Below are 7432 nucleotides of genomic sequence, written 5' to 3' on the forward strand. Positions count from 1 at the left end.
GCCCACGCTTGGCGCGGCTGGCGCGGGCTGAAGCCCGCTCCCACAGCCTTACGCCGTATAATCCCTTACCCCAATTTCAATCACCGCCACCCGTGAATTCATTTCCCTATCGCTTTGCCCGCAAGCGCGGCTGGGCCGTGCTGGGCCTGTTGTTGCTGGTGCTGATGCTGCTTGGCGGCATGATCTGGCGCAATCTGGAACGCTTCGAAACCACCCGCGCCTATGTCAGCTACGCCCACCGCATCCAGCAGGTGGCATCCGACCTGCAAGCGGCGCTGGCCGACTACTTCATCTTCCATAACAAGCAGCTAGACGGCCGGCGCTTGTCCCGCCTGTCCGCCGAGACCGCCGATCTGGCCCGCGAGGACTACCACGTCGCGCCCGAGACGCCGGAGAAGCTGGGCGAATTGAGCCGCACCATCCTCGCCCTGACCGAGCCGCTGGCGACGCCGGAGCAGCAGGAAGCCAAGCTGTTGCACGCGCTTAATCTCACCAGCGCGATGATGGATGCGGAGACCCTACAGCGGGAGGCCTTGATGGATGACATCGGCACCGACACCCGCACCGAGGTCGAATTGGCGTTCGCCTTCGCGACGGGGGTTTTGCTGATTGTCGGGTGGTTCCTGCGCTTTCGCATCTTGGCGCCGCTGCATGATCTCCGGGAGTTGTTGTTGCGGCTGGCCCAGGAGGACTACACGCCCATCGGCACCCGCAAGATCGACCCGCTGTTATTGCCGGTCTTCAATAGCTACAACGACATGGTGCGGCATCTGGCGGAATTGGAGGAGGCCAAGCGCCATTACGCGGCATCGTTGGAGGACGAGGTGCGTTCCGCCACCCGCGCCTTGCTGGAACAACAGGCCGACTTGGCCCGCACCGAGCGCTTGGCGGCGGTGGGCGAACTGGCGGCGGGCATCGCTCACGAGCTACGCAACCCTTTGGCGGGCATCCAAATGAGTTGCGTCAACCTACGCAAAGAGATTGCCGACGAGGGGCAGTGCGAGCGGGTGTCGATCATTATTGAGGAACTCAAGCGCATGGCCCGGCTGCTCAATGAGTTGCTGGATCAGAGCAAGCACACGCCTGCGCCAGTGCGGGAATTCGACTTGTCGGGCATGGCGCGGGAGTTGGTGTCCCTGACCCGCTACCAGATTCCGCCGGATATTGAATTGCGCGTCGAGGGACCGGAGCATCTGATGTGTCGGCTGCCGGAATGCCGCCTCCGCCAAACCCTGCTCAATCTCATCCTGAACGCGGCCCAGGCCTTGGGCAAACAGCCGGGCACGATCCGCATTGATCTGCGCCCGGATGGCGGGCGTATTGTTTTGACCGTGTCCGACGATGGTCCCGGCTTCACGCGGGAAATGCTGGACAGCGGTGTCCGCCCCTTCGCCACGGGAAAGCCCGGCGGCACGGGGTTGGGCTTGGCGATGGTGCAGCGCTTCGTGCGCGACCTTGGCGGACAGCTTAACCTTGCCAACGCCGAGCCGCATGGTGCCTGTGTGCGGCTGTCGATTCCGTTCCGCTGCGGTTGATGACCGGGCACCTGTGGGAGCGGGCTTCAGCCCGCGATTGGGCGAGTTACTATCGTGGGCTAAAGCCCACTCCCACAGTTCTTACAGCCGTATCTCGTCGCTCGACGCCATGCTCAACGACGTGCTGACTTCCTTCACCGTCTCCGCCCGGGTCCGATCCAGATAGACCTTGGATTTCTCCACCTCCTGGCTCAACACATCCACGGTTTTCTGCATGTTCGTGAGCGCCTGCACCTTGTAATTGGACACCATGTCCATGGTTTCGTAGATGTTCTGGAAGGCCAGTTTCAGCTTGTCCAGACTGACGGCGGCGCTGGCGGCCTGCTCGTGGACCTTGCCGGCCTGCTGCTTGAGCATGACCGAGGTGGATTCGATCATGTTGCCGGTGGTGGCGTTGAGGGCGCCGATTTGGTCCAGCACCAGTTTTTGATTGGCGAGCGCCTGGGCGACGATGACCGCCGTGCGCAAGGCGGAAACGGTGGTGGTGGTGGCCCGGTCCACGCCCTTGATGAGTTCCAGGTTGTTCTTGCGGATCATGTCCATGGCGAGATAGCCCTGGATGGTGACGGCCAGTTGGGTCAGCAAGTCCTGCACCTTCTGCCGCACGTAGAACAGCAATTCCTCTTTCACCACGCGGGCCTTCTCGGGGTCGGTGGTTTCCAGTTGGATCAGCTTGGCTTCGATGGCGGCGTCAATCTTCTTGCCCACGTACACGTACTGCTCCAGCCGCTCCATGATGCGCCAAGCGTTGGCTTTTTCTTCCTCAACGGCGGCGTTGTCCTTCCGCAGCTCGTCCTGGCCGTGATAGAGCGATTCGATGATGGCGTTCAGGTGGGTCTGCGCCGACTGGTACTGCCGGAAATAGTCCTGGGCCGTGGTGCCCCACGGAATGAAGCCCAGAAGCTTGCGCGGTTCGAGCAGGTTGCCCTGCTTCACCGGGTCCAGTTCCTCGATCTTCACCCGCAGGTCCAAGAGCGATTTGGAAATGTTCGAGCCTTGGTCGAACACGCCCGAGTGCATGGCCTTGACTGGCTGATCCAAGAGGCGGTTGGAAATGCTGGCGGCGGCGCGGATTTCCTCGTTGGCGAGGGTGTGGACGCCGGAAATCTTGGTTTTGAACGCCTCGCTGTTGACCGGCTCGCTCAGGATGGTGTTGACGAATTGCTCAACCTTCACATCCAACTCGGCCTGCTTGGTGGACTCCAGCTTGACCATCCCGGCGGCTTGCTCGGTTTGGATCGGTGCCACGGGGGCGGGCGGAGTCAGGGTTTCCGACGGTGTCAATTCGACGGTGGTGGTGCTCATACTTTTTCCTCGACTTGTTGTGGATACAGGGAGACGCTGGGTCTGAATTATTTATCCGAAAGCGCCGGTTTTCCCCGTTAACGGGGCATGATGCCGAAAACTTCGGCCAAGCGACAGATGGTTTTCGACGGACTGGTAAAAGGCCCATCATAAGGAGTATTCCGGGTTGTCATAAACCCCCGCTTATTCTCCCCGTGTCGCCCGTAACTGCTTGTTTCAATAACTGGACTTGAGAACTTTGAATTTGCTATATTCACTGGCTAAATCTTTCAGGGAAAGCCGGAGCATCCACCCATCGCAATGCCCCGGCTTTTCCGTGCAAAGCCCGACATGCCGATTCCAGATAGCCACCAAACCCCAGAGTCCGTTCCGGTCAGGCTGAACCGGAGCCATCGGGCCAGCGAGATTCCCGTTTCTTCCATCAAGCACACTAACCTAATAAGGTTCTCGGAGAAAACACGATGACGATTAAAGTTGCAATCAACGGCTATGGCCGCATTGGCCGCAATGTTCTGCGCGCCCTGTTCGAGTCCGGCCGCGAGGACGTGGAAATCGTCGCCATCAACGACCTGGGCGACGCCAAGATCAACGCCCACCTGACCAAGCACGACACCGTGCATGGTCCCTTCAAGGGCACCGTCGAATTGGGCGAGGGCGAAATCATCGTCAACGGCAAGAGCATCAAAGCCTTCTCCGAGCGCGACCCGTCCAAGCTGCCGTGGGGCGCCATGGGCGTGGACGTGGTGCTGGAATGCACCGGCATCTTCCGCACCAAGGCCCGCTGCCTGCCGCACATCGAAGCGGGCGCCAAGAAGGTCATCATCTCCGCCCCCGCCGACAAGAACGAGGCCGACGCCACCATCGTGTTCGGCGTCAACCACGACACCTTGAAGGCCGAGCATCAGGTCATTTCCAACGCCTCCTGCACCACCAACTGCTTGGCGCCGCTGGTCAAGCCGCTGAATGACACCATTGGCTTGGTGTCCGGCCTGATGACCACCATCCACGCCTACACCAACGACCAGGTGTTGACCGACGTTTACCACAGCGACCTGTACCGGGCCCGCGCCGCCGCCCTGAACATGATCCCCACCAAGACCGGCGCCGCCCAGGCCGTCGGCCTGGTGCTGCCGGAACTGAACGGCAAGCTGTCCGGCTTCGCCATCCGCGTCCCGACCCCCAACGTCTCCGTGGTGGACCTGACCTTCATCGCTGGCCGCGAGACCACCAAGGACGAGGTCAACGCCATCCTCAAGGAAGCCTCCGAAGGCTACCTGAAAGGCATCCTCGGCTACAACGTCGAGCCGCTGGTCTCCAGCGACTTCAACCACAGCACCACCTCCTCCAACTTCGACTCCACCCAGACCCAGGTCATCGGCAACCTGGTGAAGGTGCTGTCCTGGTACGACAACGAGTGGGGCTTCTCCAACCGCATGTTGGATACCACCGTGGCCTTGATGAGCGCCAAATAAACGTTAAGGCTGTCCGGTTGTAAATTGTTCCACCCGTGGGGCCACCTAAGCGTGGCCCCACGCATTTCCAGGAAATGACTTTGTTATGAATAAGGTTTTCCGTAGAACCAAGATCATTGCGACCTTGGGTCCGGCCTCGGAATCGCCCGAGATGCTGGAAAAAGTCCTGCGGGCCGGGGCTGACGTGATCCGGCTCAATTTTTCCCACGGCACCGCCGATGAGCATCGTATGCGCGCCGAGCGGGTCCGGGAGATTTCCAAGCGGTTGAAGCGCCATGTGGCGATTCTGGCCGACCTTCAGGGGCCGAAGATCCGCGTGGCCCGCTTCAAGGACGACCGCAAGGTGACGCTGCAACGGGGCCAGAAGTTCGATCTGGACACCGCCCTGCCTCGGGACGTGGGCGACGAGACCCAGGTCGGCTGCGATTACAAGGAATTGCCCCGCGATGTGAAGGCCGGCGACATGCTGCTGCTCAACGATGGGCTGATCGCCATGCAGGTGGACTCCGTGATCGGAACCCGGGTCAGTTGCACCGTCGTGGTCGGCGGCGTCTTGTCCAACCACAAGGGCATCAACAAGCAAGGCGGTGGCCTGTCCGCCCCGGCCCTCACCGACAAGGACAAGGAAGACCTGAAAACGGCGGTCTCCATCGGCGCCGACTATCTGGCGATTTCGTTCCCCCGCTCCAAGGTGGACATGGAGGAGGCCCGCGAACTGCTGCGCCAAGCCGGCAGCGACATGGGCCTGATCGCCAAGGTCGAGCGGGCCGAGGCCATTGAGGACGGCACGCTGGAAGGCATCATTGAGGCGTCCGACGCCATCATGGTGGCCCGTGGCGACCTGGGCGTGGAAATCGGCGACGCTCGCCTGCCCCATGTGCAGAAGCATATGATCCGGCTGGCCCGCACCATGAACAAGGTGGCCATCACCGCCACGCAGATGATGGAATCCATGATTAACAACCCGCTGCCCACCCGTGCCGAGGTGTCGGACGTGGCCAACGCGGTGTTCGACGGCACCGACGCCGTGATGCTGTCGGCGGAAACCGCGTCGGGTGATTTCCCGGATTCGGCGGTGGAAGCCATGGCCCGCGTCTGTGTCGAAGCGGAAAAATATCCCCGCGAGCGCTCCAAGCACCGCCTGCACGAAGGCTTCACCCAGATCGACGAAACCATCGCCATGTCGGCCATGTACGCCGCCAACCATCTGGGCGTCAGGGCCATCGGCACCTTGACGGAAACCGGCTCCACGCCGCTGTGGATGTCGCGCATCAGTTCAGGGATACCGATCTTCGCGTTCACCTCCCACGAGAAAACCTGCCGCCGCGTCACCCTGCTGCGGGGCGTGTTCCCGGTTCCTTTCAACGAGAAGGGCATTTACGATCACGCTGTCCTGAACCGCGCCATCGTCGAGGAATTTCTGCAACGCAAGTTGGCGGAACCCGAAGACAGGATTATCCTCACCAAGGGCGATCTCTCTGGGACCACGGGTGGCACCAACGCCATGAAAATCGCCAGCATCACCGAGGTGTTGGCGGCGGCTCCAGAAGACTGGCGGGAGCAATGCCCCGACTATAACAAGGTTTAAAATCCAGAATTAAGCGCGAGGAGCGAACCATGAAAGGCCAACATTTAACGCAATTTCTGATCGCCGAGCAGCGCCGCGTGGGCGGCACCGGCGAACTGACCCTGTTGCTGACCGACATCGCCGGGGCCTGCAAGGGCATCGGCCACGAGGTGAATCGCGGTGCCTTGGCGGGCAATCTCGACAGCATCGGCACGGCGGAAAACGTCCAGGGCGAGGTACAGAAGAAGCTCGACGTGATTTCCGACGAAATCTTCATCAACTCGCTGAGCTGGACCGGCCACTTGGCGGGCATGGCCTCCGAGGAGAACGATGAAATCATCCCGATTCCCGAAGGCTATCCGCGCGGCAAATACCTGATCTGCTTCGATCCCCTGGATGGCTCGGGCAACATCGAGGTGAATCTTTCCATCGGCACCATCTTCTCGGTCTTGCTGGCCCCGAACGATGACCCGAAGGCCGAGGACTTCCTGCAACCGGGTACTCAGCAGGTAGCGGCGGGCTTCTGCATCTACGGCCCCACCACGATCCTGATCCTGACCACCGGCAACGGCGTGAACGGCTTCACCCTGGACCGCAACATCGGCGAATTCGTCCTGACCCACCCCAACATCCGGGTTCCCGAGGACACCTCCGAATTCGCCATCAACATGTCGAACCACCGCTTCTGGGAAGCGCCGATGCGCCGCTATGTGGACGAGTGCGTCGCGGGCAAGTCCGGTGGCCGGGAGAAGGATTTCAACATGCGCTGGCTGGCGTCGATGGTGTCCGAGGTCTACCGCGTGTTGATGCGCGGCGGCTTGTTCACCTATCCGATGGATGAAAAGTTGATCAAGAAAGGTGGCCGGTTACGCCTGCTGTATGAAGCCAATCCCATGGGTTTCATCGTCGAACAGGCGGGCGGCGTGGCCTCCACGGGCCGCGAGCGCATCATGGACATCCAGCCGAGCAGCATCCACCAGCGGGTGCCGGTGATCCTGGGTTCCAAGAACGAAGTGGAGCGCGTGGTGCGCTATCACTTGGAAGCCGACGCCCAGTAACAGCCTCGGTTGTAGGTCGGGCTTAAGCCCGGCCTACACCCAGCAAAAAGCCCGGTCTCGGAAGAGCCGGGCTTTTTGCTGTTCGAAAGAATCCGTTATTTTTTCGGTGCTTCCAGCGGCTCGGGCGAAATAACCGGCGGACGCGGCCCCGCCCCGCCCCGAAGCCCATGGGGCTGAATCCAGCCCAACCCGAACGCCAAGATCAGCAACAAAAACAGCGCGATGGACAAACCGATACGGTACGTCAAAGCTCTAACCGTGCGCGGCGAGCGGTTTTTGTCTTTCAAGAGATAATAAAGCGCCGAACCCAGATTGCCGACGATGGCCAGGAGTACAAGCAAGATGAAGATTTTCAAGGGAAGTCCGCCCAATCGTGAAGTAAATCCGGCGGACCACGGCGGGCTGCCGGCGCGAGGTGAATGTGCGGGATTATAGCTTCAAACCCCATTGGAAAGCCTCGCTAGGCTTCTTGGCTGTCCTCGCGGTATTCGTCAA

General features: G+C 60.9%; 6 protein-coding genes. 4 read left to right on the plus strand and 2 right to left on the minus strand.

Annotation, left to right across the window (positions count from 1 at the left end; all coding sequences use genetic code 11):
* Positions 1–92: 92 nt before the first annotated feature.
* A complete protein-coding gene (locus ACXWUF_RS02120; RefSeq protein ID WP_458492999.1) occupies positions 93–1535 on the plus strand; it encodes a sensor histidine kinase in 1443 nt (480 codons plus the stop codon).
* Between the two features lie 81 nt (positions 1536–1616).
* Here ACXWUF_RS02120 and ACXWUF_RS02125 read toward each other — a convergent pair whose 3' ends face one another.
* A complete protein-coding gene (locus ACXWUF_RS02125; RefSeq protein WP_458493000.1) occupies positions 1617–2840 on the minus strand; it encodes a toxic anion resistance protein in 1224 nt (407 codons plus the stop codon).
* 461 nt (positions 2841–3301) lie between these two features.
* Between ACXWUF_RS02125 and gap the strand changes: the two genes are divergently transcribed.
* From gap to ACXWUF_RS02140, 3 genes are all read left to right on the plus strand, one after another.
* Positions 3302–4312 carry a type I glyceraldehyde-3-phosphate dehydrogenase gene (gene gap / locus ACXWUF_RS02130; RefSeq protein ID WP_458493001.1) on the plus strand — a complete coding sequence of 337 codons (1011 nt, stop codon included), beginning with the start codon at positions 3302–3304 and terminating at the stop codon, positions 4310–4312.
* 85 nt (positions 4313–4397) lie between these two features.
* Complete coding sequence (gene pyk, locus ACXWUF_RS02135) at positions 4398–5900, plus strand: pyruvate kinase (protein WP_458493002.1); 1503 nt, start codon at positions 4398–4400, stop codon at positions 5898–5900.
* A gap of 29 nt (positions 5901–5929) precedes the next feature.
* Positions 5930–6937: a class 1 fructose-bisphosphatase gene (locus tag ACXWUF_RS02140; RefSeq protein WP_458493003.1), complete on the plus strand. Its 1008-nt coding sequence runs from the start codon at positions 5930–5932 to the stop codon at positions 6935–6937.
* Positions 6938–7032: 95 nt separating this feature from the next.
* Here ACXWUF_RS02140 and ACXWUF_RS02145 read toward each other — a convergent pair whose 3' ends face one another.
* Positions 7033–7308 carry a twin transmembrane helix small protein gene (locus ACXWUF_RS02145; RefSeq protein ID WP_458493004.1) on the minus strand — a complete coding sequence of 92 codons (276 nt, stop codon included), beginning with the start codon at positions 7306–7308 and terminating at the stop codon, positions 7033–7035.
* Positions 7309–7432: the final 124 nt, after the last annotated feature.

It is taken from the genome of Methylomagnum sp., from assembly GCF_054333355.1.